General features: G+C 70.6%; 23 protein-coding genes. 12 read left to right on the top strand and 11 right to left on the bottom strand.

The window, feature by feature from the left end; translation table 11 throughout:
- Positions 1–149: 149 nt before the first annotated feature.
- A complete protein-coding gene (locus tag KILIM_RS05805; RefSeq protein WP_006591710.1) occupies positions 150–701 on the top strand; it encodes an NUDIX hydrolase in 552 nt (183 codons plus the stop codon).
- Here the strand turns inward: KILIM_RS05805 and KILIM_RS05800 are convergent.
- The 3 genes from KILIM_RS05800 to serA all read right to left on the bottom strand — a co-directional run bounded on the left by KILIM_RS05800 (position 698) and on the right by serA (position 4,594).
- Positions 698–1,321 (bottom strand): L-threonylcarbamoyladenylate synthase, encoded by a 624-nt coding sequence (locus KILIM_RS05800; RefSeq protein WP_006591709.1) that lies wholly within the window; start codon positions 1,319–1,321, stop codon positions 698–700. The two genes, KILIM_RS05805 and KILIM_RS05800, sit on opposite strands and share 4 nt — an antisense overlap.
- Complete coding sequence (locus KILIM_RS05795; protein ID WP_006591708.1) at positions 1,273–3,204, bottom strand: GMC oxidoreductase; 1,932 nt, start codon at positions 3,202–3,204, stop codon at positions 1,273–1,275. Before KILIM_RS05795 ends, KILIM_RS05800 begins: the two co-directional genes overlap by 49 nt.
- Positions 3,205–3,397: 193 nt before the next feature.
- Positions 3,398–4,594 carry a phosphoglycerate dehydrogenase gene (gene serA, locus KILIM_RS05790; RefSeq protein WP_040562371.1) on the bottom strand — a complete coding sequence of 399 codons (1,197 nt, stop codon included), beginning with the start codon at positions 4,592–4,594 and terminating at the stop codon, positions 3,398–3,400.
- A 180-nt stretch (positions 4,595–4,774) separates the two neighbouring features.
- On the opposite strand from serA, the gene KILIM_RS05785 reads away from it, so the two are divergent.
- Positions 4,775–6,064, top strand: coding sequence for an arginine deiminase (locus tag KILIM_RS05785; protein ID WP_006591706.1), 1,290 nt, complete (start codon positions 4,775–4,777; stop codon positions 6,062–6,064).
- Positions 6,065–7,078, top strand: coding sequence for an ornithine carbamoyltransferase (argF, locus tag KILIM_RS05780; protein ID WP_006591705.1), 1,014 nt, complete (start codon positions 6,065–6,067; stop codon positions 7,076–7,078).
- Between the two features lie 57 nt (positions 7,079–7,135).
- Here argF and KILIM_RS05775 read toward each other — a convergent pair whose 3' ends face one another.
- Positions 7,136–8,068: an alpha/beta fold hydrolase gene (locus KILIM_RS05775; protein ID WP_040562369.1), complete on the bottom strand. Its 933-nt coding sequence runs from the start codon at positions 8,066–8,068 to the stop codon at positions 7,136–7,138.
- A 191-nt stretch (positions 8,069–8,259) separates the two neighbouring features.
- Here KILIM_RS05775 and KILIM_RS05770 point away from each other — a divergent pair, with 191 nt between their 5' ends.
- Positions 8,260–9,519, top strand: coding sequence for an Nramp family divalent metal transporter (locus KILIM_RS05770; protein WP_006591703.1), 1,260 nt, complete (start codon positions 8,260–8,262; stop codon positions 9,517–9,519).
- A 61-nt stretch (positions 9,520–9,580) separates the two neighbouring features.
- Here the strand turns inward: KILIM_RS05770 and KILIM_RS05765 are convergent, their stop codons facing one another.
- Positions 9,581–9,994, bottom strand: coding sequence for a hypothetical protein (locus KILIM_RS05765; protein WP_006591702.1), 414 nt, complete (start codon positions 9,992–9,994; stop codon positions 9,581–9,583).
- Between the two features lie 152 nt (positions 9,995–10,146).
- Here KILIM_RS05765 and KILIM_RS05760 point away from each other — a divergent pair, with 152 nt between their 5' ends.
- Both KILIM_RS05760 and KILIM_RS05755 read left to right on the top strand, forming a co-directional pair.
- Complete coding sequence (locus KILIM_RS05760; RefSeq protein WP_006591701.1) at positions 10,147–11,394, top strand: AGE family epimerase/isomerase; 1,248 nt, start codon at positions 10,147–10,149, stop codon at positions 11,392–11,394.
- 26 nt (positions 11,395–11,420) lie between these two features.
- A complete protein-coding gene (locus KILIM_RS05755; RefSeq protein WP_006591700.1) occupies positions 11,421–11,735 on the top strand; it encodes a hypothetical protein in 315 nt (104 codons plus the stop codon).
- Here the strand turns inward: KILIM_RS05755 and KILIM_RS05750 are convergent.
- Positions 11,732–12,214 carry a helix-turn-helix domain-containing protein gene (locus KILIM_RS05750; protein WP_006591699.1) on the bottom strand — a complete coding sequence of 161 codons (483 nt, stop codon included), beginning with the start codon at positions 12,212–12,214 and terminating at the stop codon, positions 11,732–11,734. The two genes, KILIM_RS05755 and KILIM_RS05750, sit on opposite strands and share 4 nt — an antisense overlap.
- Before the next feature lie 180 nt (positions 12,215–12,394).
- On the opposite strand from KILIM_RS05750, the gene KILIM_RS05745 reads away from it, so the two are divergent.
- Complete coding sequence (locus tag KILIM_RS05745; protein ID WP_006591698.1) at positions 12,395–12,823, top strand: DUF805 domain-containing protein; 429 nt, start codon at positions 12,395–12,397, stop codon at positions 12,821–12,823.
- Positions 12,824–12,847: 24 nt separating this feature from the next.
- Here KILIM_RS05745 and KILIM_RS05740 read toward each other — a convergent pair whose 3' ends face one another.
- Together KILIM_RS05740 and KILIM_RS05735 are read right to left on the bottom strand one after the other, a co-directional pair.
- The gene (locus KILIM_RS05740; protein WP_006591697.1) at positions 12,848–13,651 is read right to left on the bottom strand and encodes a PIG-L family deacetylase; all 804 of its coding nucleotides are present in this window, start codon (positions 13,649–13,651) and stop codon (positions 12,848–12,850) included.
- A gap of 101 nt (positions 13,652–13,752) precedes the next feature.
- The gene (locus tag KILIM_RS05735; protein ID WP_040562395.1) at positions 13,753–15,045 is read right to left on the bottom strand and encodes a glycosyltransferase; all 1,293 of its coding nucleotides are present in this window, start codon (positions 15,043–15,045) and stop codon (positions 13,753–13,755) included.
- 167 nt (positions 15,046–15,212) lie between these two features.
- Here KILIM_RS05735 and KILIM_RS05730 point away from each other — a divergent pair, with 167 nt between their 5' ends.
- Complete coding sequence (locus tag KILIM_RS05730; protein WP_006591695.1) at positions 15,213–15,860, top strand: GOLPH3/VPS74 family protein; 648 nt, start codon at positions 15,213–15,215, stop codon at positions 15,858–15,860.
- A gap of 162 nt (positions 15,861–16,022) precedes the next feature.
- Here KILIM_RS05730 and KILIM_RS05725 read toward each other — a convergent pair whose 3' ends face one another.
- The 3 genes from KILIM_RS05725 to KILIM_RS05715 all read right to left on the bottom strand — a co-directional run bounded on the left by KILIM_RS05725 (position 16,023) and on the right by KILIM_RS05715 (position 20,346).
- Complete coding sequence (locus KILIM_RS05725; protein ID WP_006591694.1) at positions 16,023–17,324, bottom strand: glycosyltransferase; 1,302 nt, start codon at positions 17,322–17,324, stop codon at positions 16,023–16,025.
- A gap of 67 nt (positions 17,325–17,391) precedes the next feature.
- Positions 17,392–19,611, bottom strand: a complete 2,220-nt coding sequence (locus KILIM_RS05720) for a glycoside hydrolase domain-containing protein (RefSeq protein WP_006591693.1) — start codon at positions 19,609–19,611, stop codon at positions 17,392–17,394.
- A 177-nt stretch (positions 19,612–19,788) separates the two neighbouring features.
- Complete coding sequence (locus KILIM_RS05715; protein ID WP_006591692.1) at positions 19,789–20,346, bottom strand: Uma2 family endonuclease; 558 nt, start codon at positions 20,344–20,346, stop codon at positions 19,789–19,791.
- 95 nt (positions 20,347–20,441) lie between these two features.
- On the opposite strand from KILIM_RS05715, the gene KILIM_RS05710 reads away from it, so the two are divergent.
- The 4 genes from KILIM_RS05710 to KILIM_RS05695 all read left to right on the top strand — a co-directional run.
- Positions 20,442–21,650 carry a methyltransferase domain-containing protein gene (locus tag KILIM_RS05710; RefSeq protein ID WP_040562367.1) on the top strand — a complete coding sequence of 403 codons (1,209 nt, stop codon included), beginning with the start codon at positions 20,442–20,444 and terminating at the stop codon, positions 21,648–21,650.
- A gap of 232 nt (positions 21,651–21,882) precedes the next feature.
- Positions 21,883–22,917 carry an ABC transporter ATP-binding protein gene (locus KILIM_RS05705; protein WP_006591690.1) on the top strand — a complete coding sequence of 345 codons (1,035 nt, stop codon included), beginning with the start codon at positions 21,883–21,885 and terminating at the stop codon, positions 22,915–22,917.
- A complete protein-coding gene (locus KILIM_RS05700; protein ID WP_006591689.1) occupies positions 22,914–23,807 on the top strand; it encodes an ABC transporter permease in 894 nt (297 codons plus the stop codon). The genes KILIM_RS05705 and KILIM_RS05700 overlap by 4 nt, the downstream gene beginning before the upstream one ends.
- Position 23,808: 1 nt before the next feature.
- The coding region (locus KILIM_RS05695; protein WP_006591688.1) for a helix-turn-helix transcriptional regulator at positions 23,809–24,042 on the top strand (234 nt) is incomplete at its 3' end.

Raw genomic sequence — 24,042 nt, 5'->3', positions numbered from 1 at the left:
AGGCAACCCTGCGGGCCCGGTCCGCCCGGTGTCCACCCGGGGCCCGCCCGGTGTCCACCACGCAGTGCTGTTGCCCCGAAGCGCGATTTCGCGAGGTAGCGTGTGGCGTTCGACACACGATCGCTCCACCCGAGAAACAGGGGGTCTCGATGGAAGACGTGAAGGCTCTGGCACGTGCCGGGTGGCACCGCCTGGCACGCACCGCCGCCTACGCGCTCATGCCGAAGTTCACCGCCAGCGCCATGGTCGTGGCCCGCGACGACCAGCACGGCCCCGTGCCATGGGTGCTGCTGGTGCGCAAGCGCACGGGCGGGCAGCAGTGGGGCTTCCCGGCGGGCTACGTCAGTTACGGCAGGACGATCGTGGCGACGGCCGCCCACGAGCTCGCCGAGGAGACCGGCCTGACGCCAGCCATCGGCCCGGCCAATCACCTACGCACCTATCGCCAGCCGTGGGCCATGCATCTGGACCACCTCTTTCTCGTGGCGGCCAGCGGGGAGCCGCAGGTGCGCGACACCGCCGAGATCGCCCAGGCCCGCTGGTGGCCCGTCGATGAGATGCCGGAGCTGAGCCGTGAGGCCGCGCAGGCGCTGCTGGAGGTGCCGGACCTACTCTCGCGTCCGCTCCCGACTGTGCCGAACGAGCCACCGCGGCCGGCCGAGCGGGCCGGTGGCCCGCAGAACTGCTCGAAGCCGGGCTAGGCCTCGAACGGGCTCGGGTCGCCGGCGCCGACGCGCACGACCTCAGCCTCCCCGGACGACAGATCGACCACCGTGGTCGGCTCTCGGCCGCACTCGCCGGTGTCGATGACGGCGTCGACGACGTGGTCGAGCTCCTCCTTGACCAGCCAGCCGTCGGTCATGGGGTCGTCCTCACCGGGCAGGATGAGGGTGGAGGACAGGATCGGCTCGCCGACTTCGCGCAGCAAGCTCTGCACGAGCACATCGGGGCTGATCCGCACGCCGACGGTGTGCTTCTTGGCGTGCGCCAGCTTGCGCGGCACCTCCGGCGTGGCCCGCAGGATGAACGTGTAGGCGCCCGGCGTCGCGGCCTTCAGCGCCCGGAAGGTCGCATTCGACATGTCGACGTACTGGCCCATCTGCGCAAAGTCCGCACACATGAGCGTGAAGTGATGACGGTCGTCGAGCCGCCGGATCGAGATGATCCGTTCGCGCCCCTGCGCATTGCCCAGCGCGCAGCCCAAGGCGTAGCCCGAGTCGGTCGGATAGGCGATGAGGCCGCCGTCAGCCAGCATCTCGGCCGACTGGCGCATCAGCCGCTCCTGCGGGTTGATCGGGTGGACGTCGAGGTAGCGAGCCATGGCACGAGCCTAGGCCGCCACGCCGTGATCCCGCTCGCCCATCCCCGCTGCTCGGGGCGCTGGACGTCCGCGGCCGGCGCCGCCGGCTGATCGAGATCCACCCGGGGGACGCTCGGTTGCGGACCGAATCGGATGACGGCCGGCCGCAACGCGGGCACGGCCGGCATCCGTCGGTACGGCTGACCCGGGGCTGGGCGCGGGTCGGCCTGCCCGAGGTTGGGCCAGAGGGAGAAGGCCCGTTCGGCCTGCGCGGCGATGGTCAACGACGGGTTGACACCAAGGTTGGCGGAGATGGCCGCTCCGTCGACGACGTGCAGGCTGGGATACCCGTGCACCCGGTGATAGGGGTCGATGACGCCGGTCTGCGGGGTCTCGCCGATCACGGCGCCGCCGAGGAAGTGAGCCGTCATCGGCACGTCGAAGATGTCGGCGACGCTGCTGCGCGGATGCCCGTCGATGAGGGCGGCGATGCGTCGGGAGACGTCGTTGGCCACCGGCAGCCAACGGGGACTCGGCGCGCCGCGGGGCGCGGTCGAGGTCAGTGTGACCCCGTGGGCGAACCAGCGGCGCCGCGCCCGGATCGTGATGGAGTTGTCCACGGTCTGCATGACGAGCGTGATGATCGAGCGCTGGGACCACGAGCGCGGGCCGAGGAAGTTGCTGACGAGTTGCAGGGGGGCGGCTCCGACCGCCCGCAGCCACGCCAGCCACCGACGGTGCGGGGCGGCACCGTCGATCATCACCGTGCTCAGCAGCGCGATCGACTGGGCGCCGCGGCCGTAGCGGCACGCCTCGACGTGCGTATTGGCGTCCGGGTACATCGAGGAGGTGATCGCCACCCCCTGCCGAAAGTCACGCTCGTCGTGGCTGCGCAGTCGGCGGGTCGCACCGCAGATCGCCTCGGAGTTGGTGCGGGTCAGCTCGCCCAAGCGCGGCGACAGGTGCGGCAGCGCCCGATCGGCGACGCCCTGATGCAGCAGTTGCTGGGTGCCCCAGGTCCCGGCGGCGAGCACCACGTGCCGCGCGCGCAGCGTCCGGCCCGAGCGTCGGCGGCGCAGGGGGTCGGCGGTGGTCGCCGTCACGAACACCTCCCACCCGCCGCCCGAACGTGGCAGCTGGCGCAGCCGACGGACGAGGGTGCGCTCGAACACGACGGCGCCGCCCTGTTCGGCCAGGTAGAGGTAGTTCTTGTCCAGCGTGTTCTTGGCGTTGTACCGGCAGCCGGTCATGCAGGCCCCGCACTGCAGGCAACCGGCGCGCGGTGGCCCGGCACCGCCGAAGAAGGGATCGGGCACAGTGACCCCCGGCAGCCCGCCGTCCACCCCGAAGAACACACCGACCTGCGACGGCGCGAAGGTGGGGCCGACCCCCATCTCCTCGGCCACCGTCTCCAGCACGGTGTCGATGGGGGTGCGGGCCGGGTTGATGGTGACGCCGAGCATGGTGGCGGCCGTGTCGTAGTGGGGTGCCAGTTCGCCGGCCCAGTCGGTGATGTGGCCCCATTGCGGGTCGTCGTAGAAGGCGCGCCCGTGCGGCCGGTAGAGGGTGTTGCCGTAGACGAGGGAACCGCCGCCGACGCCGGCTCCGGCGAGCACGATGACGTCGCGCAGCAGGCTGAATCGCTGGATGCCCTGCAGGCCCAGGGCGGGCGCGAAGACGTAGCGCCGCAGGTCCCAGGAGGTGCGCGGAAAGTCGCTGTCACCGAACCGGCGGCCGGCTTCGAGCACGGCCACGCGGTAGCCCTTCTCCACCAGGCGCAGCGCCGCGACCGAGCCGCCGAAGCCGGAGCCGACGACGATGACGTCCCACTCCTGCGGGTCGTCGGCGTCCCGACCCGAGCCCGACGCCGGCCTCGGCGACGCTGCCTCTTGCGCTGGGTGCACGCCCGTCTCCCGCTTCGCTCGGCATCCACACTGGCAGCCTCCGACCTACCGTGGCCACACGGATTTACTTGTTACCACAGCGAACTCACCCACAACCCGAGCTATCTCGGGGGTGTGGGTGAGGCGGGCCGAGGCGGTCGGACGTCGCTCGGCAGGGGCACCGGTCGGCTCGGGCGGGATGCCTGGCGGGGCGTCAGCCGATGAGGCGCAGCCGGATCGTTTCGGGCAGGGCCTCGATCGCGGCCACCACGTCCTGCGGCATGGCCATCGACGCGTCGGTGACCACGTAGCCGATCTGCCCGCGCGTACCGAGCAGTTGCCCGTCGATGTTGGCGCCGTGGTCGGCCAGGATGTTGTTCAGCGAGGCCAGCACCCCCGGGGTGTTGGTGTGGAAGTACGTGATGCGGTGGTGTCCCGGCGCGAAGGCCAGCGTGAGCTCGGGGGCGTTGACGCTCAGCGTCGTCGTGCCGAGGTGGGTGTAGTCGCGCAGCTTTGCGGCGACGAACCGGCCGATGTCTTCCTGCGCCTCCATCGTCGAGCCGCCGACGTGCGGGGTGAGGATGACGTTGGGCAGGTTCTGCAGCGGCGAGGCGAAGTCGCCCACACGCGTCTTGGGCTCGTTGGGGAAGACGTCGACCGCGGCCCCGGCGATGTGCCCGGATTCCAGCGCGGTGGCGAGCGCCTCGTAGTCGACGAGGAAGCCGCGGGACAGGTTGAGGAAGAGGGCCCGGTCGCGCATCCGCCCGAACTCGCGGGCACCGAACAGGCCGGCGTTGCCGGCCCGGCCGTCGACGTGCAGGGTGACGCATTCGGCGACGTCGAGCAGCTCCTCCAGGGAGGCGCACCGTTTGGCGTTACCCAAGGCCAGTTTGTCGTCGGTGTCGTAGAAGTACACCTCCATGCCGAGCATCTCGGCGACGACGGACAGTTGGCTGCCGATATTGCCGTAGCCGACGATGCCCAGCTTGCGGCCGCGGATCTCGTGCGAGCCGGCGGCCGACTTGTTCCACTCCCCCGCGTGCAGCTGTCGATCCTTCTCGGTGAGCCGGCGGGCCAGCACGATGATCTCGGCGAGCACGAGCTCGACGACCGAGCGGGTGTTGGAGAAGGGGGCGTTGAAGACCGGGATGCCGAGGTCGACCGCGGCTGTGAGGTCGACCTGGTTGGTGCCGATGCAGAAGCAGCCGATCGCGCTCAAGTGTGGGGAGGCGTCCAGCACTCGCTTGGTGACCTGGGTGGTCGAACGGATGCCGAGCAGGTCGACGCCGTCGAGGGCCTCGATGAGGTCGTCCTCGGCGAGGGCGCCGGGACGCATCTCTACTTCGATCCCGGCGTTGTTGAACACGGTTTCGGCCAGATGGTGGATGTTCTCCAGGAGGAGCGCCTTCATGTCCCACATTGTCGACCTGGTCCGCATGGCGGTTCGTGCGGGGTCCACCATGCGACCCTGCTTGACCGGGGCTTCACGGCGAAGCGGGCGATGGCGGCCGGTAGCGTGCACGGCATCACCCGCAGTAACGACAGCCCGCAGTAACGACAGGCAATGACGACACAGAAACGAGGTGCGGCGATGACTGATCACAGCACGAAGACGACGCCGACCGACCCGGCGGCGCGGGCGTACGTCGGCTCGGAGGTCGGGGCGTTGCGCCGCGTCATCCTGCACCGCCCGGGGCGCGAGTTGGCGCGGTTGACGCCCTCCAACATGGCCGAGTTGCTCTTCGACGACCTGCCGTGGGTGCCGCGCGCGCAGGAGGAGCACGACGTCTTCGCGCAGGCGCTGCGCGATCTGGATGTCGAGGTGCTCTACCTGCGTGACCTGCTGCGCGAGACGTTGGCGGTGCCGGCGGCTCGGTCGTTCATCTTCGCCGAGCTGCTCGACGACGAGATGCTCGGCCCGGGGGCGGTCGGACCGCTGCTGGCGGTGCTGGAGGGAATGGGCGACGCCGAGTTGGCCGACGCCCTCATCGACGGGCTGTCCAAGACCGAGGCCCGCGCCCGGCTCGACGGCTCCTCCGGCGACGCCGACCTGGACTCCCTGGTGCTGGCGACGCAGGCCGGTGAGGAGTTCGTGCTCTCCCCGCTGCCCAACCACCTGTTCACGCGCGACACCTCCTGCTGGGTGTACGGCGGGGTGTCGGTCAACCAGATGCGGATGTTGGCGCGCGTGCGCGAGTCGGTCAACTACGAGGCGATCTACCGCTGGCACCCGCAGTTGGCGGCCACAGACACCCCGTTCAACTGGTGGGGCGGCGGCCTGGGCACCGGGCTGGCGACGATGGAGGGCGGCGACGTGCACGTGCTGGGCCACGGCGCGGTGCTCGTCGGCATGAGCGAACGGACCACGGCGCAGGCCGTCGAGCGGCTGGCGCAGCAACTGTTCGCCCAAGGGGCGGCGCGCACGATCGTCGGGGTCGCGATGCCGCGGACCCGGGCGATGATGCACCTGGACACCGTGATGTCGATGGTCGACGAGCGTTCGTTCACCAAGTACGCGGGCCTGGGCATGCTGCCCACCTACTCGCTGACCCCGGCCGACAATCAAGCCGGCTTCCGCGTCGCATCGCACGCGCCGGAGGCGATGCACGACGTCATCGCCGACGCCCTGGGGGTCTCCTCGTTGCGGGTGTTGACGACCCCGCAGAGCCTCGGGGCAGCGGAGCGGGAGCAATGGGACGATGGGTGCAATGTGCTGGCCGTGCGCCCCGGGGTGGTCATGGCCTACGAACGCAACCGCGCGACCAACGACTACCTGCGTGCGCAGGGCGTGGAGGTCGTGACGATTCCGGGCGGTGAGTTGGGGCGCGGGCGTGGGGGCCCCCGCTGCATGAGCTGCCCGGTGCAACGAGAGGACATCTAGATGGGGACCCAGCGCCAGCAGACCCTGCGCGGTCGATCGTTTCTGCGCGAGGTCGACTTCACGGCGCAGGAGTGGCGCGCCCTGCTGGGGCTGGCGGCGTCGCTGAAGGCCGCCAAGAAGGCGGGCACCCAGGAGCGGGCCTTGGCCGGCGCCAATATCGCGCTGCTGTTCGAGAAGACCTCGACCCGCACGCGGTGCGCCTTCGAGGTGGCCTCCTACGATCTGGGCGCCCACGTCACCTACCTCGACCCCACCGGCTCCCAACTGGGGCACAAAGAGTCGGTCGCCGACACCGCCCGAGTGCTGGGGCGCATGTACGACGGCATCCAGTACCGCGGCAGCGCCCACAGCGCGGTGGAGACACTCGCCCGCCACGCCGGGGTGCCGGTGTGGAACGGGCTGACCGACGACTGGCACCCCACCCAGTCGCTGTGCGACGCCCTGACGATGCGCGAGCACTGCGACAAGCCGGACGAGCAGATCGTGTTCGCCTACGTCGGCGACGCCCGCAACAACGTCGCCAACTCGCTGCTGGCGATGGCCGCGCTCATGGGCATGGACGCCCGGATGGTGGCGCCGGGGCCGCTACAACCCGCCCCGGCGGTCGTGGGGCAGGCGCGGGAGATCGCCGCGGCCACGGGGGCGCGGCTCACGGTGACCGACGACGTGGCCGCGGGCCTGGCCGGCGTCGACTTCGTGCACACGGACGTGTGGGTCTCCATGGGTGAGCCGACCTCGGTGTGGGACGAGCGGATCGAGTTGCTGCGCCCTTACCGCGTGGATGCGCAGCTCATGGCGCGCGCACAGAACCCCGACGTGAAGTTCATGCACTGCCTGCCCGCCTACCACGACCGCGGCACGGACGTCGGGGCCCAGATCGCCGACCGCTACGGGCTGGAGGGGGTGGAGGTGACCGACGAGGTGTTCGAGAGCCCCGCCTCCATCGTCTTCGACCAGGCGGAGAACCGGCTGCACACCATCAAGGCCGTGCTCGTCGCCACGCTCTGCGACTGACCCGGCTGGCCCGACAGACCTTGGCTGGCGACGGCCGGCCGCAGGCCTACCGGCGCGCTACAGGTCGGGGCCGGCGGGATCGAGGGCGATGGCCTCGATGACCGCGGCGAGTTCGGCGGGCTTGTCGTACTGCGGCCAGGCGGTGGTGTCGAGGTAGGCGTGGCGCAGCATCGGATGCTCGGCGACGAACTCGGCGCCGTCGGGGGTGAGCACCTCGTAGCCCTCGCGCAGCTGCACGATCCACTGCGGCACGGTGAGGCGGTCGTAAAACCACGGTCCCGGGGTGATGGGGCGCCGGTCGGGCACGTCGACGCTGCGCTGCACCATCTCTGGGGCGGGTTTGTGCAGCCATGTGCCGTCGTCGAAGTACTCGACCGAGTTAGCGACCTCGGTGTGCAGCCCCTCGCGCATGCCGGCCAGCAGCCAGTCCTGGGTGGACAGGCCGACGAGCTGTTCGATGAGGTTGTCCGCCTCCTGGCGGCCACTGCCGGTGGCGCCGAGCAGGAAGCGCTCCCGCAGCATGTCCGCGAACGTCGGCAGCAGCGCGAAGTCGATGTCTTGGCGGGCCTTCTCGTAGTCGATGTGTACAGCACCGCCGATGCTGACCACCGCGCGAAACTCCTGCGGTGCCTCCATCGCCGCCAGCGACGTCTGGAAGGTCGACTGGTCGTGCCCGACGAGCACCGGCCGATCGAGGCCGAGACCGCGACTGACCTCGATGAACTGTTGCCAGGCGTCGTCGAAGGTGCGCACGGTGGCCGTGCTGGAGCCGTGCCCGGCCAGGTCGAGGGCGTAGGCGTGAATCCGGTCGCTGAAGGCCGGCCCGACGAACTGCCAGGTGTCGGCGCAGTTGCCCAGGGAGTGCGCGAGGAGCACGGGTACCGCATCCGGTGCCGCCGACGCCCCGTAATCGATGACGGCCAGCTGACCGTCGCCGAAGTCGACCTGTGCCACGCTCGGTCGACTCTCCCGCTGCTGCGCGATCTCCACCCTGTGAGGGTAGTCGAGACTCGTGGTAGCACCACCATCTGCATGCTTCGAACAGCCCATCCGCATTTCGGACAGAGCGCACACAATCACCTGCACAGTCTCGTGGGCGTGGCAGGATGCGGGCTCGTCACACGAGTGCCCGGTCAGCTCGCCCGCGCCGCACCGGAATCGCGAAACCGCCAGGAGGCCGGATGAACAGCGAAGCCGCCACGCTCGAAGGGGCGAAGACGCCGAAGTGGCGCCTCATCGGTCCCGGGCTCATCGTCGCCGCCACGGGAGTCGGTGCGGCCGACCTCGTGGCGACGCTCATCGCCGGGCAGAAGTACGGGTATGCGCTGCTGTGGTGCGTGATCCTGGGCTGCGTCATGAAGGTGGTGCTGGTGGAGGGCGCCGGGCGGTACACCCTGGCGACCGGCAACACGATCTACGAGGGTTGGTCGACGCTGGGCAAGTGGACGCACTTCTACTTCACCCCGTACATCGTCATCTGGGGATTCGTGTACGGCGCCGCGGCCATGGCCGGCACGGGGCTGCCGCTGGCGTCGCTCTTCCCGGTGCTGTCGGTGACCTGGTGGGGCATCCTGTCGGGCCTGATCGGGTTGGCGCTCGTCTGGTTCGGCCACTACGCGTTCTTCGAGAAGGTGTGCGCCGCGCTGGTCGGCCTGATGTTCGTCTCGATGGTCGGGGCGGCCGCCCTGACGCTGCCGAATCTGCCGGCGATGCTCGCCGGGTTGGCGCCGACGGTGCCCCCGGGCGCGATCGTCAACGTGCTCTCGGTGGCCGGCGGGGTGGGCGGCACGATCACGCTCGCCGCCTACGGCTATTGGATTCGTGAGAAGGGCTGGACCACGACGAAGTACATGGGCGTCATGCGCCTGGACAATGGCGTCGCCTATATCGTCACGGGCATTTTCGTCGTCTCGACCTTGATCGTCGGCGCCGAGCTGCTGTACTCGGCGAATATCGCGGTGCAGACCGGCGACCGGGGCCTGCTCGACCTGGGCAATGTGCTGGGCGAGCGGTACGGATCGTGGGCCGGGTCGGTCTTCCTCGTCGGCTTCTGGGCCGCGGCGATGAGCTCGTTGGTCGGTGTGTGGAATGGCGTGTCGATGATGTTCGCCGACCTGGTCGGTCACCTCAAGGGCCTCGGCAAGGACCACCCCGACGTGCTGTCCGGCGGCAAGTGGTACAAGGCGTACATCCTGTGGCTGACGTTCCCGCCGATGGTCATGATGTTCCTCGGCCGGCCGATCTACCTCATCCTCGCCTACGGCGTACTCGGCGCCTTCTTCATGCCGTTCCTGGCCATCACGCTGCTGTGGATCCTCAACACCGACCGCGTGCCGCGACAGTGGCGCAACGGCCCGGTGTCCAACATCCTCATGGGCCTGTGCGCGCTCGCCTTCATCGCCCTCGCCATCACCGAATTGCAGAAGGCGCTGGGGATGTAGGTAGGCAGCTAAGCCCAGGCTGACGGGTAGGCGCCCTCGCGGGGCGCCTCGCGGGGCGGGCTCAGGCCGACGAGTGCGCGCGATTCTTGCGCTGCGTGGGCTCGGTGCTGGCACGGCGCGGGCCGCGCAGGAGCAGAAAGAGCAGGACCGTCTGGATCGCCCCGGCCAGCAGAATCAGGACGGCACCGAAGACCTGGCACTGCAGCAGACCCACGACGGACACGCCCAGGTACTGCTCCACCGGCCCCGACACGGCCAACAGACCCTGTTCCAGCAGCAGACTGACCGGCGCCGACATCCAGTGACCGGCGGTATCGGGCACCCACCGCATGTAGTCGTCCGGCCCGTCGCGGACCGCCAGAGCGTCGAGGAGCGCGGTCACCACGATGATCCAGAGGTAGAGGGCGCAGACCGCCGCCGCGACAAACCCGAACCGGTAGCCGGTCGGGTCGAGAGCGCGGCGAATGTGACGCATGCCACTAGCGTGCCCGTTTGGCCCGACATTACGAGCCATTCCTGGGCCGCTTTCGCGCGCCGCTCGGTAACTCCATAAATAACGGTGTTATCGCAATGGACAGCCCTCCCCCTTGGTCCCCACGCGCGGGCCGCCGTGCCAGGGTGTCACCCATGACCCAGCAGACGCTCGACGCCCAGCCGTGGCTCAACCGACCGCCGCATCTCGCGTGGCTGGACGACAACATCCGGCGGCTGCTCTCCTTCGCGGTCGGCTCGGCTCTGCCCGGCGGCGGCTTCGCCTGGCTCGACGCCGACGGCACCCCCTTGCCCGACCGCACCCCGCAGCTGTTTCTCACGGCCCGGATGGCGCATGTCAGCGCACTCGGCGTCGCGTTGGGCATCCCGGGCTGCCGGCCGCTGCTCGACCACGCGATCGCCTCCCTGCAGGGGTTGTTCACCGACGACGCGCACGGCGGCTTCTTCAGCGACCCGTCTCAGCCGGAGGGCCGTAAGTCGACCTACGACCACGTGCAGGTCGGGCTCGGCGCGGCCTCCGCCGCGGCCGTCGGCCACCCGCAGGGCGCCGAACTGCTGGAGACCGTGCTGCAGCTCGTCGAGGAGCACCTGTGGGAGCCCGAGGCGGAGGCGCTGCGCGAGTCGTTCGCCCGCGACTTCTCCGACTCCGAGAACTACCGCGGGGCCAACGCCAATATGCACGGGCTGGAGGCGTTCCTGGCGTTCGGCGATGTCACCGGTGACCCGAAGTGGCACCTGCGCGGCCTGGCGATCGCTCGACGCTGCGTCCGGGATATCGCGACCGACGGCACGTGGTTGCTGCCGGAGCACTACGACGCGAAGTGGCAGGTGGTGCGGGACTACAACCGGGACGACCCGAACCACCCCTTCCGGCCGTACGGCGCGACCTACGGGCACTCGCTGGAGTGGGCGCGGCTGCTGCTCATGCTGCATGTTTCCCCCGCGATCAGCGGCGAGGACTGGCTGGTCGAGCACGCCGTCGCCCTCGCCGGCCGGGCCCTCGACAGCTGGGGGACCGACGGGCGCGAGGGGCTGGTCTATACGGTCGACTGGGATGGCTCTCCGGTGTCGCGGCTGCGCCTGCACTGGCCGGTATGCGAGACGATCTGGACCACGTCTGCGCTGCTGAAGGTCACCGCCGACGAGCGCTGGGAGCACGAATATCGTCGAGCCTGGGACTTCGCCGCGACCCACTTCATCGACGATCGCGGCACCTGGATCAACGAACTCGACGAGGAACTGCGCGCGTCGAGCAACGTGTGGCCGGGCCGCCCGGACTTCTACCACGCCATCGGCGCCCTGGCCGGCCCCACCGCTCCTCTCAGCCCGTTCATCACCCTCGCGGCTACCGGTCACCGCTCCCGCATCCCCCTGCTGGCCTGACCGGCCGTCACCGACAGGATGGGCGCATGGGTGCGTATCTGCTGAGCCTGGCCACCTCGATCATCGGGGCCCTCGTCTTCGGAGCCATCCTGCTGTGGTGGCACCGGCTGCTCCTACGGCGTCTGCCCGCGCCGCAGCTGCCGGCCGACGGTGGGCGCACGGACTGGCGGACCGTTGCGCCTTCCGCGCTCGCCTTCGGCGTCTTCCTCTTCTCGCGCGACGCGCTGATGCGCGAGGGCGTCGCCGACGGCCTCGTCGGCTTCTTGGGCGCGCTCGCCATCGGACTGCTGGCCGGCGCGCTGGGCGCCTACCTCCTGCGCTCTCGCAAGCCGGCGGCCTAGTCGTCGCCCAGGCCCAGCCCGGCCTGGTCACCGAGCCGACGGCGGACGCTGGCGAGCACGTCGGTGAGCAGGATGCGCTGGTGGCGGCCGATCGTGCGGTACGGCAGAGCGCCTGAATCCATCAGCTCCTCGAGTTGGGTCTTGGTCACTCCCAGCATCTGCGCCGCCTCCTGCGGCGTCACCAGGTGCGTCTGTGGGGCGACCGTCACCGGTCGCCCGTCGGCCAGCGCCGCCACGAGCAGCCGCAACGCGTCGGCCACCTGCGCGGGCAGCTCTGCGGAATCCTTGCCGTGCGACACATGCAGTCGCCCCGAGGCTGCGGGTGGTGTGGCCGGGTCGATGACCGGGAGGGAGCCGGTGGCAGTCGTGCCGCCGGGAGCCGCCGGAGGCCCAAGCAGCGCGCGCAGGTCATCGAGCAGCTGCGCGTTCGACCCGCGGGGAACGTACGTACGCGGATCCATCGCGGGATTGGCCGTCATGACACGCGAGCTTACGGGTGCGCGCCCCCTTCAGCGCCCGCCCCGGGCCGCGGAGTTACCGCAGGCAAGCGACCCGGTTGCCAACGACGGCGACCGAAGACGGCATCCTTGGAGGGTGCGCAAGTAGCGCACCGGGCGCCACCTGCAGTGGCGGTCCAGGGGAGATTCAGGGGAGATCTGATGGGTTTCGGCGAAGCAGTCCGCACGTGCCTGACCAAATACGTGACGTTCGACGGTCGCGCGCGACGCAGCGAGTTCTGGTACTTCGTGTTGTTCCAGATCCTGGTCAGCATTGCGGCGGCCATCATCGACTCGATCGTGTTCCCGCGCTGGGAGCTCGGCGGCGACCAGGGGCCGGTGCAGTGGTTGACCAACGTGGTGCTGCTGCTCCCCTCGATCGCGGTCACCTGCCGCCGGCTGCACGACATCGACAAGTCAGGCTGGTGGCAGCTGCTCAACTTCATCCCGATCATCGGATGGATCATCATGCTCATCTGGACGATTCGCGACGGACAGCGTCACCAAAACCGCTTCGGGTACGACCCGAAGGGCCAGCTCAGCGGGCCTCCCGGCGGACCGCAGGACTACGTTCCGCCGCGGCCCTACTGATCGTCCCGCGGCCCGTCCCGCGCGTTAGTCCGACAAGATCCAGGCGTCGCGCATGCCCGGCTCGCGGCCGGGCTCGATGAAGTACTCGAAGCCGAAGACGAGGGCGAAGACCTCCGGCGGCATCGCCAGCATCATCCCCACGTCGCTGGTCTGACTGGCGTGGGCCGTCAGGGCCGCCCGCTTGACCTCCAGATCGGGCGCGATGTCGACGCGGTAGTGGATCTCGGCCTCCGGGGTGCCGAACGGATTGCCGTCGTCGGCGGGCCCGTCGACATCCATCCCCGCCTCCATGCCGGCCTCCTTGGCGGAGGCCATGAGCAGGCGCATCGCGTCGCGGTTCATCGTCGACTCAAGGAGGCGGGGCCGCCGGGCCGCGAGGTCGGCGGCCCGGTGCACGACGTGGTGCACCTTCACGTGATCGGGGTGGCCGTAGCCGCCGTGCCAGTCGTAGCCGACGAGCACGTCGGCATCCTCCTCGTCGAGGATCGCCGCCAGCCGGCCCGCGGCCTCGTCGAGGTCGGCGGCGTGGAAGCAGCCGTCGGCCCCGTTCTGCTCCCAGCCGGTCATGCCGGAGTCGGCGTAATCGAGCCAGGCGACGCGCGCCAGACCGATGGCCTGCGCCGACGCGGCCGCCTCCCGGCGCCGCCGCTGCACGACGCTCTCTCCATCGGCAAGGTCGGGCGGGACCTCGCCGTGGTCGCCGTTGGTGGCGAACACGACGACGACCCGGTGCCCCTCGCGGGCGGCGCGGGCCATCGTCCCGGAGGTCTGGGAGGCCTCGTCGTCGGGATGGGCGTGGCAGAAGACGATCGTCGACACGAGGCTCATGGTGACACCTGCGCCTGCGTGCCGATCCGGCGTGTCCACCGGCACCGCACGGCGCGTCCGGCGCATTCCGGCGCGTTCCGGCGCAGACCGACGCCCCCGGTTCAGCCGCCGGTGTTCGCGAGGTAGTTCGCCAGCAGCCCGACGGCGGCCGCCACGCCGTTCTCTCGCGCGAGGTCGGTGGCGAGCGCCACCGCGGCGCGGGAGTAGGCCGGCTCGGTGGTCATGGCGGTGAGCGCGTCGGCGAGGTTCTGCGCGCTCAGGTCGGCGCGCTTGATGGGCGGCGGGCCGACGCCGAGTTCGTGCAACCGCCGGCCCCAGTACGGCTGGTCGCCGATGTGGGGCACGGCCATGCTCGGCACCCCGGCGCGCAAGCCGGCGCCGGTCGATCCGGAGCCGCCGTGGGTGACGACGGCGGCGCAGCGCGGCAGCAGCCAGGCGTGCGGCACGGAGTCGACGAGCAGCACCCGGCCCTGCAGGTCGAGCGGGACGCCGAGGTCGCCGAGCCGGTCGACCCCGCGCGAGATGACGGCCCGTACGCCGGCGCTGGCAACAGCCGTGTAGAGCAGGTCGGCGGTCGCGCGCGGGTCGGGGCTGGTCATGCTGCCGAAGCCCAAGTAGACGGGCGCCTGCCCGGCGGCGATGAAGTCGCGCACGTGCTGCGGCACCTGGGCCGCCAGGTCGGCCGGTTCGGGGGCGGGCAGGTTCCAGTAGCCGGTGACGCGGACGCGCGGCCCCCAGTCCGCGGGCGGCGGCCACACGAGAGGGCTGACCGGCAGCAGCACCGGCACCTGCCGCCCCTGCCGGCCGTAGCTCCAGAACGACTCGTTGGGCAGGCCGAGCCGCTGCCGCACGAGCCGCCCCGCGGGGCGCATCACTTGGTACATGGTGGCGATGGCCGCGTACCCGGAGGCGACATTCAGGGCGCTGTCGCCGTCGGCTCGCACGGGCGCGAGGCTGGCGGTGCCGCTGCGGGTGGGAATGCCGGGGGTGAACAGGGCGGTCACGTGCCGGCAGCCGCGCGCCTTGGCGATGGCCAGCATCGAGTCGAAGGTCAGGCTCGAGGAGACGACGAGGTCGTCGGGACGCACCATCCGCAGCAGATCCTGCGCCAGCGTCGGGGCGAAACCGTGGACGACGTCCGACATCACCCGCAGTTCGGCCCGCACGCTGCCGGTCGGCGCGCCGAGCCAGCGCCGCCCCAGCGGCGAGCGCATCGCCTCCTCCATGTCGACGCTGAACGGCTCGCACGTCACTCCGTGGCTCTCGATCCACGACGCGAAATCCCGCCCCGCCGCGATGGCCACGTCATACCCCGCGGCCACCAGCCCCCGCCCCAACGCCACGAACGGCTCGACATCACCACGAGAACCCCACCCGAGCAGCAGAATGCGCATGGTCTCGATCATGGGGCCCGCGACGCCCCAGCGCAGGCTTGGCCGGATACCTGCGCGGGTCGTCCCCAGCGCCTCCGCCGGACGGCGGAACGGCCGCTGTTGCCGGCCACGACGGTTCATTCTCGGGGCGGATCCGCTCGGCAAGCCAGCGCCGTAGCGTGAAAGCTATGACGACCTTGACGCTCGCGCACGACCTGTTGCTGCTGTCGTTGGACCCAGAGACCGGGAAGCGCCGCGCTACGCAAGCCATGGGGTATGGCGAGGTCGGTGCGCTGCTGGCCGAGCTCGCGTTGGCGGGCCGGGTCGACCTACGCGCCAAGAAGGTGCAGGTCGTCGACCCGTCGCCGACCGGTCAGCCGCGGGCCGACGATCTGCTGCGTCGCCTGTCCGGCGAGAAGGAGCGCAAGCCCGAGACGTGGGCCACAAAACTCAAGGGCAAGTTCACCCAAGATCTACTCGACGACCTGTGCACGGCCGAGATCGTGCGGCGCGAGCAATCCAGGTTCCTAGGGATGTGGGACACCTCTCGCTACCCGCAGATCACCGGCACCCGCCGCGACCAGCGACTCACCGAGCTGCGGGGCGTCATGATCACCGGGCTCACCCCCAACGATCCGCGAATCGTCGCGCTCGGCGCGCTCATCGTCGCGGTCGGTCTGCACGGCCGGGTGTTCCCGGGCGCGCGAAAGGGCGAGCTGAACCGGCGACTCAAGGAGCTCGACCAGACCGGCTGGGCCACCGATGCCGTCCGCAATGCCATCGCCGCGGCCGCTGCCGCCGGCTCCGCTGCTGCGGCTGTCGCCGCCTCCAGCTGACCGCGCACATAGGCGACCTTTCACCCATAGCGGGCACCTACGGGCAGGCGGGAAGCAGGCCCGCGAAAGATAGTGTTCGCTTTTGCACCGTCCGGGCTGTAAAAGCGAACACTATCGTTTGGCGAGACCCTTCCCGGGTCGGATCGAATCTCTGCCGGCGGCTCAGGCGACGGCGTCGACGCTGCGCGGGGCCAGGCGGGCGAACAGCCGGTCGAACACATTGGCCCGGTCGAACTGCACCGCGAATTCGCGCGCCGCGTCGCGGTGTCGGGCCAGCTGCTCGGGCGACCAGTCGCACACGACGGCGTCCAGGGCTGCGCGGATCGCCGCGGGATCGTTGGGCGGCACCATGAGCGCCGTGTCGCCGACGGCCTCGGGCACCCCGCCGGTCGGACACGTGATGACCGGACCGCCTCCGGCGAGCATCGACTCCACCAGCGCGATGCCGAACGTCTCGACGAACTCCGGCTGCGGGCGGGTCGGCAGCACGTACGCCGCCGACCCGGCCATGAGCGACGGCTTCTCGTCGTCGCCCACGTCGGTGAGCAACACGATGCGGTCGTCCAAGCCGGCCTGGGTGATCCAGCGGCGCACGTCATCCTCCTGCGGGCCGCGGCCGGCCAGCACCAACCGCACCTGCTCCCGGGCGCGCGACCCCGCGTACGCCTCGATGAGGTCGTCGAGGCCCTTGGCCGAGGCGATCCGGGACAGGTAGAGCGCGTATCCGCCGCGGGTCAACCCGCGGGCCGCGAGGTCGGCCTCGATGCGGTCGTCACTCAGCGACAGGTAGGCGCTGGAATCGACCGCCGGATACGAAATGCCGACCCGCTCACGGCAGGCCTGCGCGAATGACGTGCCGTGCAACGCGTCGAGCGTCGCGGCCTCGCCCACGATGAGGTCCTTGGTGTACTGCGAGACCGCCACGCAGTGGTCCGATCCCAGGTACACCGACAGCAGGTGCGCTGCGGCGCCGAAGCGGTCGGACTCCACGCAGGCCCGCACGATGTTCGTGACGTCGGACCCCACGGCCTCCGCGATCGTCGTGACCCGCGCCCGGCCCAGGCTGCGGGCGACCCGAACGGCCTCCTCGACGGCCACGGTGTGCGGCGAGAGGTACAACGACATGACGACGGTCGGCACACCGTCGCTGACGATCTCGATGAGTCGGCCGGTCAGGCCGGCGAGCCAGCGGCCGTCGGGCACGCGGTAATCGCCGACGGGCCCGGGCCGCTCGACGGTGATGCCGGCGCTGTACGGCAGCACGTGGTCCAGCGGCTTCAGCGGCAGCCCGGCCGCCTCGAGGCGGTCGATGGGCCAGGTGACGATCCGCACGTCGTCGTAGCCGCGGGTCAGAGCGACCTCGGCCAGGCAGCGGGCCTCGCCGGAGTGGCCACAGATGACGGGATCTGCTCGGACGACGATGACAAGGCGTTTGGTCGGCGGGTGGGCGGTCACAACGGTCATGGAAGACACCTCCTGCGGGAGCGACGGTCGGGGTAGGAGCGGTGGCGGCGAGGGTTCGACGCGGGGTTCAGCTGGAGTGGGAGGGCGGGCGAGTGCGCCGCCCCCACGACGACGGTTCGTCGCCGAGTTCGAGGTGGATGTGCTGGGCGCGGCGTGCGGCGCGGCCCGGCAGCCACGTGCCGGCGTGCTCGCGGCCGTCGACCTGCACGCTGCGCACATAGGAGACGGGTCCGCCGGGTTCGGGCACCCGCAAGCCCTCGGTGGTGATGAGCAGGTCGCCTTCGGGACGGGCCAGTTCGGCCTGCGCGACAGCGGGCGGCCCGAGCAGAAAACCGTCTTGCCCGGCGACGGGGAACAACCCGAGGGTCGCCCACACGTACCAGGCGGACAGCCCGCCGGAGTCGTCGTTGCCGGGCAGGCCCCCGCGGCCGACACCGAACTGGTTGGCGATGGCGGCGTGCACGATCTGCGCGGTCCGCTCGGGCCGGCCCGCATAGTGGTAGGCCCAGGGCGCGTCGAGGTCGGGCTCGTTGTTCAGCCCCTCGAACCGCCCGAGCGCGTAGCCGGCAGCGAGCTCCTCCTTGCTGGGGTGGATGCCGGGTTGGCGCACGGGCGGCGCCCCGACGCCGAAGAACCGGTCGAGCAGCCCGACGAACCGCTCCTGACCTCCGGCCAGTTCGATGCGGGTGGCCATGTCGTGCAGCAGTCGGAAGCTGTAGTTCCAGCGGCCACCCTCGTAGAACGTCGAGTCGACGAGCAGCCCGGTGGCGGGGTCGAACGCGGCCCGCCACCCGCCGGAGTGGGCGTGCATCTGGTCGGCGAGGGTGTCGTCGCCGACGCCGCGGGCGATCTGCTCGGTGCAGTGGTAGGCGAACGCCAGGTCGAGGGTGTGCGTCACGGGGTGTGCGATGCCGTGGGCCAGATAGTCCTCGCCGTAGGTGCGGCGCAGGTCGGCGTCGAGGTGCACGAGGGCCCAGTCCCAGTCGATGCCCGGTTCGCGGCGCGCCCACAGGTCGGCCAGGAACGTGTGCGCCAGCGCGCTGGCCTGCCGGCTGAACCGGTCGGCCCCCTTGGCCATCCGGTAGCCGATGGGCAGGTTGCCCTCTTGCTCGCAGATCGCCATGAGCACAGTGGCCAGGTCCGCGGACCGGCTCGGCTGCAGGGTGTTCAGCAGCGGCAGTTGGGTGCGGTAGATGTCCCACATCGTGCAGATGTCGAAGGCGTACGGCCCATCGGTGCCCCACGGGGACTCCTCGGGCGCGAAGCTCGGCTTGATGAACGAGTGGTAGGCGGCGGTGGCCAGCGTCGTCTTGCGTTCGGGGGTCAGGCCGGTCTCGTCGACGCGGATGAGGTCGAGGTGCTCGCGCCAGGCGGTGCGGGTGGCCTCGCGGCGCAGGTCGAACGCGGGCCCGCCATGTGTGCCGGCCGGCGCTCCGGCCTCGGCGAGGTCGGCGTGCAGGTTTGCCTCGGCGCGCTCGATGCCCCGCAGGGAGAAGCCCAGGCGTATCTCGACGGACTGCTCGGCCTTGGCTCGCCCCATCCAGATGAGGCCGAAGGGGCGCAGGGTGGTCGGGCGGATGTAGTCGAAATCGAGACGGGTGCCGCCGGGCATGAGTCGGCGGTCGTACCACAGCGATTGCCGCCAGCCGGGTGCGTCGATCTCGATGTGCACGGCCAGCGGCACGCCCTCGACGACAATCTCGCCCTGCGCGACGCCGGGCCGCACGAGCGCCAGGAAGGCGCGCAACGGGACCGTGCGGCTGCGGGGCGTGGGCAGTCCGCCGATGGAGGCGTCGAGCACGATCCGCGCCTGCTCGTGCGCGGGGAAGGTGTAGCGGTGCACGGCGGATTTCGGGCCGACGGTCAGCTCGCTGCGCACCCCGGTGGCCAGCGTCGCGGCGTAGTATCCGGGGCTGGCGACCTCGTCGTGCAGCGGCCAGACCCGGCCCAGTTCGTCGATCGGGTGGAGCATCGGGGTGACGCGAAAGTAGTTGTAGTACTTGCGGATCGCGCCGGTGCCGGACTGCTGGAAGTGCGTGAACCCGGAGGCGACCTGCCGGTCGTGGATGGTGTGCGGCACGCCCTCGGTGTTGAAGTCGTAGCGCCCGTAGCCGGTCGGGTAGCCGCCGGAATACGCGCACGCCGAGACCATGCCGAACGGATAGGTGGCGCCCGGGTGGGTGTTGCCGACCTGCGGTTTGGGCCACCACCAGGCGGCCGCCAGACCCTGCGGCGGCGGAAGGTCGGTGGCTCCTGTCCCGATGAAGGGATCGACGTGCTCGAACAAGATCGCCTCCTCGGGGGTTCGACTGCTGGGCTCAACGAGTGGGCTCGGCGACTGGTTCGGTCACCGTAGGAACGGCATGTTTCGCGCGGGTGACGGCGCAGGGTCGCGGCGGTGACACTTCGCCGTCGGCCCGTCAGCATGTCGACAAGGGAGCAGCCGGCTCACCGCCGAGCAGGGTCAGACCAGCTGGGAGGGGATTATCTCGATGTCGAACGGTGCGTTCAGTCGCAGAGCTTGCGCACCGACCGCGCGACCCGCCAGCAGGTAGGTCGGCTCCTCGCCGTCGGCGTCGAGGTCCCAGGCGGCGACGCTGGGAACGTCGGGATCGACCACCCAGTAGTGCGGGCAGCCGGCTCGGCGCATCCGGTCCTTCTTGACGTGCAGGTCGATCATGCGGCTGCTCGGCGAGAGGATCTCGATCGCGAGCAGCGGAGCCCCGTCGAGATGCGCCCGGCCCACGGAGTCACTGGTCACGACGACTAGATCGGGCTGCACCACGCTCTGGTCGTCGAGCACGACATCCACCGGCGCCGCCAGGACCTCCAGTCCCTGCGGCCGGGACGCCTCCAGCAGCAGACCCAGCCGAAAAGAGACCCGTTGATGCACGGGCTTGGGGGCGGGGCTCACGATGAGCACGCCGTCGATGAGTTCGTGCCGGTTGCCGTCCGGCGAAATGGCGTCGCGCTCGTGCCGGGTCCATTGGTGGCGCACCGGCAACTGGGTCATGGTGACCATCGTGCCTCCTTCGCTTCATGAGAGCCAGGCTGTCAGGAGCCGGCGACCCACCTCCGTGGTTATCCACAGGCATGTGACTGCCAGACTCTGGACTCGTGCAGTGCGACTACTTCGACGCCGGCGCGTGTCGGTCGTGCCCGCAGATGGGCGTGCCGTACGCAACGCAGCTGCGCGCCAAACAGGCGCGTGTGGCGGCACTTCTACCGCCGGGAGTGGCGTGGGAGGAGCCGTTCGCCTCACCCGAGTCGGGCTTTCGCACGAAGTCGACGATGGTCGTGGGCGGCACCCCGGCGGAGCCGACGCTGGGCATCCTCGACGCCGACGGGCTCGGCGTCGACCTGTCGGCGTGCGGCCTGCTGGGGCCGGCGACCGCGGCGGCGATGCCGGTGCTGCGCGAGTTCATCGCGGCGGCGGGGTTGCGGCCCTACGAGGTGCCGCGACGCTCCGGTGAGTTGAAGTACGTGCACGTCGTGGAGGCCGCCGACGGCGGGCTGCTCGTGCGGTTCGTGCTGCGCTCGCAGGGGCAGGTCGGCCGGCTGCAACGCTCGCTGCCGCTGTTGCACGAACAGTTGCCCGCCATGCGGGTCGTCTCGGTCAACCTGCTGCCCGAGCACAAGGCCGTCACGGCGGGCGCGACCGAGATCCTGCTGACCGACGAGACGACGCTGGCCATGCCGTTCGGCGAAGTGACCCTGCACGTCGCGCCGGGGGCATTCGTGCAGACCAATGGCACCGTCGCGGCGGCCCTGTACCGCCAGGCCGGGGGGTGGATCGACGCCGACCTCGCGGCCCGCGAAGCCAACCGGACCACCGCCGCTGCCGGCTTCACCGCGCCGAGCAACACCACCGCGTCAACCAGTTCTACAGCGACCGCCACGCCAAGCACCTCGGTGCTCGACCTGTACTGCGGCGTCGGCGGCTTCGCGCTGCACGCGGCGAGGCCCGGGCGGGTCGTGCACGGCGTCGAGGTCAGCCCGCCGGCGGTAGCCTCGGCCCGGCGCAGCGCGGCCGAGATGGGACTGGAGGTCACTTTCGATGTGGGTGACGCGACAGCGGCCCGGGCGCTGGCGGCCGAACCCGATCTGCTCATCGTGAACCCGCCGCGGCGCGGCCTCGGATCGGAGCTGGCCGCCCAGCTGGAGGCCATGGACACCCCGACGGTCATCTACAGCAGCTGCAACCCCGGGTCCCTGGCCCGCGACCTCGCGGCGATGCCCTCGCTGAAGCCGGTGCGGGCGCGCCTTTTCGACATGTTCCCCCAGACCGACCACGCCGAGGTACTCACGCTGCTGCGACGCAGGTGAGACGTAGCGACTTCTCGACGTACTCGCAGCCCCCGCCACCAAACCCGGAGCAGCAAAGGCGCAGGTCAGCGGGTTACGCGTGAAAGTGGCTCTGACGCGAGTACGTCGAGAAGTCGCTACGTCTGGCGGGACGCGCCGCGCTGCCGCCTCGGTCCCGGTCGCGCCCACGAGCCCATCCGGCCCCCAGCAGCACCACACAGTTTGTTCGCTTCGTAGTAGATCTACTACATTTATGAACATGACGACCATGCTCGGTAGTACTCGGGACGTCCCGTCCGCGGCGGATACGCCCGCCATCGAGGCGCGCGACCTTCGGATGAGCTACGGCTCCACCGACGTGCTGCGCGGCCTGGACCTCACCATCGGGATCGGTGAGGTCGTGGCGTTGCTCGGCCCCAACGGCGCGGGTAAGACGACGACGATCGAGATCCTCGAGGGCTTCCGGGCGCCGTCGGCCGGGCACGTGCGGGTGCTGGGCGTCGAGCCGATCGGCGGGCAGGACACCTGGCGGGCCGACCTCGGCGTCGTCCTGCAGTCGTGGCGCGATCACTCCCGCTGGCGGGTGCGCGAGACGCTGCACCACTTCGGCGAGTTCTACCGCCCGTACTCCACCCCGGAGCGTCCCCGCCCGTGGCCGGTCGACGACCTGCTCGCGCGGGTCGGCCTCACCGGAAAGGAGGACCGGCAGATCCTGAAGCTGTCCGGCGGTGAGCGGCGCCGCCTCGATGTGGCGATCGGCCTGGTCGGCGCCCCACGGGTGCTCTTTCTCGACGAGCCGACCGCCGGCTTCGACCCGCAGGCCCGCCGCGACTTTCACGACCTCATCCGCAGCGTCGCCGACCTCGACGTGACGATCCTGCTGACCACCCACGACCTGGACGAGGCGGAGAAGCTCGCCGACCGCATCGTCGTTCTGGCCGGCGGTCGCATCGTCGCCGACGGCAGCCCCGACGCCCTGCGTCGGGCGATGAGCGCGACGACCGAGGTGCGCTGGGGCCGCGACGGCGCCACGCACGTGCATTCCACCGACGACCCGGCGACCTACCTGCGCGAAGTGCTCAACGCCCCTGGCGGGCCGTTCACCGATCTGGAGGTGCGGCGCGCCAGCCTTGAGGACGCCTACCTCTCGATCGTGCACCGCTTCGAGACCGGCCAGGAGCTCGACGCCCACGAGGCCCGCGCCCTGCTGAGCAGCACCGGCGCGACCCCGCGCAGCTCCTCGACCGCCGGCACGACGTCCGACACGACCGATGGGGAGCACCGATGAACACGCAGACCACAGCCACGACACCCGCGACGAGCACCGCCTCGGGCCGATGGGGCGCCGTCCTGCGCGGCGCCAGGCGCCAACTGGTCATCGACCTGCGCGTCCAGCTGTTCTCGCCGATGCTCATCAGCTGGCTCATCATGCCGGCCCTCGGGCTGCTCGCCATCTACTTCCTGCGCGACTCCGACGTCATGGGCAGCGAGGTCAGCCTCGCGCAGTTGGGCATCCCCGGCCTGCTCGCCATGACGGTCGTGACCTCCGGGCTCATCGGCATCGCCGGGCAGCTCATCACCGAACGCGACGACGGCACCCTCCTGCGGGCGAAGGCGGTGCCCGGCGGGATGCCGAGCCGGCTCATCGGCGACGTCGCCGTCAACATCGGCACAGCCCTTTGCCCGATGCTCCTGCTGCTCGGGCTCGCCGGGTTCTTCGTCCCGGGCATCTGGCCCTCAAGCCCCCTGGCCTGGTTCACCCTGCTGTGGGTGAGCATTCTCGGGCTGTTCGCGACGCTGCCGTTCGGCGCCGTCTTCGGGGCGATGCTGCGCACTCCCGCGCTGCTGTGGACGACGGCGCTCGGCACCTACGGTCTGCTGGCGGTCAGCGGCATCTTCTACCCGCTGCAGGCGCTGCCGGGCTGGTTGCAGGTCTTCGCGCAGGCCCTGCCGGTGTATTGGACCGGCCTTGGACTGCGGACCGCGCTGCTGCCCGACGAGGCCGTGGTGCTCGAGATCGGGCAATCGTGGCGGGTACTGGAGACGGCGGGGATGCTCGGGCTGTGGACCGTCGCCGGGCTCGTGCTCGCGCCGATCGCGCTGCGGCGGATGGCGCGTCGGCAGTCCGGGTCAGCGGTCGCCGCGGCCCGCGAGCGCGTGCTCAACCAGGGCTACTGACGTGGCGGAGCAGGTCCACAACCGCATCTCGATGCTGCGCGCCGAGCGGGGCATCAGCCGCCGCGAGCTGGCCGACGCCCTCGGCGTGCACTACCAGACGATCGGCTACCTCGAACGCGGCGAGTACGCCCCGAGCCTGACCCTCGCCCTGCAGATCGCCGCCCACTTCGATGTGCCGATCGAGGTGGTCTTCTCCCTGGAACCCTTCCCCCGCCTAGGCTCCGGCCGCGCCGGC

The sequence above is a fragment of the Kineosphaera limosa NBRC 100340 genome, from assembly GCF_000298215.1.
Taxonomy (GTDB): domain Bacteria; phylum Actinomycetota; class Actinomycetes; order Actinomycetales; family Dermatophilaceae; genus Kineosphaera; species Kineosphaera limosa.
Note: the sequence above shows the minus strand (reverse complement) of the source record. Positions and strands in the feature narration are given on the sequence as shown.

Bases quoted from the DNA above. Each gene is read 5' to 3' on its own strand.
- KILIM_RS05765 (WP_006591702.1), bottom strand. From the start codon at position 9,994: ATGCGTCACATTCGCCGCGCTCTCGACCCGACCGGCTACCGGTTCGGG.
- KILIM_RS05745 (WP_006591698.1), top strand. From the start codon at position 12,395: ATGGGTTTCGGCGAAGCAGTCCGCACGTGCCTGACCAAATACGTGACG.
- KILIM_RS05770 (WP_006591703.1), top strand. From the start codon at position 8,260: ATGAACAGCGAAGCCGCCACGCTCGAAGGGGCGAAGACGCCGAAGTGG.
- serA (WP_040562371.1), bottom strand. From the start codon at position 4,594: ATGAAGGCGCTCCTCCTGGAGAACATCCACCATCTGGCCGAAACCGTG.
- KILIM_RS05740 (WP_006591697.1), bottom strand. From the start codon at position 13,651: ATGAGCCTCGTGTCGACGATCGTCTTCTGCCACGCCCATCCCGACGAC.
- KILIM_RS05725 (WP_006591694.1), bottom strand. From the start codon at position 17,324: ATGACCGTTGTGACCGCCCACCCGCCGACCAAACGCCTTGTCATCGTC.
- KILIM_RS05755 (WP_006591700.1), top strand. From the start codon at position 11,421: ATGGGTGCGTATCTGCTGAGCCTGGCCACCTCGATCATCGGGGCCCTC.
- KILIM_RS05700 (WP_006591689.1), top strand. From the start codon at position 22,914: ATGAACACGCAGACCACAGCCACGACACCCGCGACGAGCACCGCCTCG.
- argF (WP_006591705.1), top strand. From the start codon at position 6,065: ATGGGGACCCAGCGCCAGCAGACCCTGCGCGGTCGATCGTTTCTGCGC.
- KILIM_RS05800 (WP_006591709.1), bottom strand. From the start codon at position 1,321: ATGGCTCGCTACCTCGACGTCCACCCGATCAACCCGCAGGAGCGGCTG.
- KILIM_RS05750 (WP_006591699.1), bottom strand. From the start codon at position 12,214: ATGACGGCCAATCCCGCGATGGATCCGCGTACGTACGTTCCCCGCGGG.
- KILIM_RS05705 (WP_006591690.1), top strand. From the start codon at position 21,883: ATGAACATGACGACCATGCTCGGTAGTACTCGGGACGTCCCGTCCGCG.
- KILIM_RS05785 (WP_006591706.1), top strand. From the start codon at position 4,775: ATGACTGATCACAGCACGAAGACGACGCCGACCGACCCGGCGGCGCGG.
- KILIM_RS05735 (WP_040562395.1), bottom strand. From the start codon at position 15,045: ATGCGCATTCTGCTGCTCGGGTGGGGTTCTCGTGGTGATGTCGAGCCG.
- KILIM_RS05805 (WP_006591710.1), top strand. From the start codon at position 150: ATGGAAGACGTGAAGGCTCTGGCACGTGCCGGGTGGCACCGCCTGGCA.
- KILIM_RS05730 (WP_006591695.1), top strand. From the start codon at position 15,213: ATGACGACCTTGACGCTCGCGCACGACCTGTTGCTGCTGTCGTTGGAC.
- KILIM_RS05760 (WP_006591701.1), top strand. From the start codon at position 10,147: ATGACCCAGCAGACGCTCGACGCCCAGCCGTGGCTCAACCGACCGCCG.
- KILIM_RS05715 (WP_006591692.1), bottom strand. From the start codon at position 20,346: ATGGTCACCATGACCCAGTTGCCGGTGCGCCACCAATGGACCCGGCAC.